Source organism: Streptomyces sp. HSW2009, from assembly GCF_040240285.1.
Classification (GTDB): domain Bacteria; phylum Actinomycetota; class Actinomycetes; order Streptomycetales; family Streptomycetaceae; genus Streptomyces.
In genome coordinates, this window is the sequence record NZ_JBEHZD010001238.1 from 1 (window position 1) to 284 (window position 284).

Consider the following 284-nt stretch of genomic DNA (forward strand, 5'->3'; position numbering starts at 1 on the left):
GGAAGCCTCGTGAGGGGTGGAGTTGACTGGTACTAATAGGCCGAGGGCTTGTCCTCAGTTGCTCGCGTTCACTGTGTGGTTCCCGGGTTGCGAACAGTCGCGCCGGTGCACCACTTAATTTCTCAGATTTGAGATTTGAGTCATTAAGTTTAATTAATTGAAAAGTGTGCTTGTTCGCTAGAACCCAAAAGGGTTTCGGTGGTCATCGCGTTAGGGAAACGCCCGGTTACATTCCGAACCCGGAAGCTAAGCCTTTCAGCGCCGATGGTACTGCAGGGGGGACC

The 284-nt window shown here is 52.5% G+C and carries 1 rRNA gene; it reads left to right on the forward strand.

Annotated elements, in window-relative coordinates:
* Positions 1-194 precede the first annotated feature (194 nt).
* A 5S ribosomal RNA gene (gene rrf, locus AAHZ94_RS35330) occupies positions 195-284 on the forward strand; the annotation flags it as partial.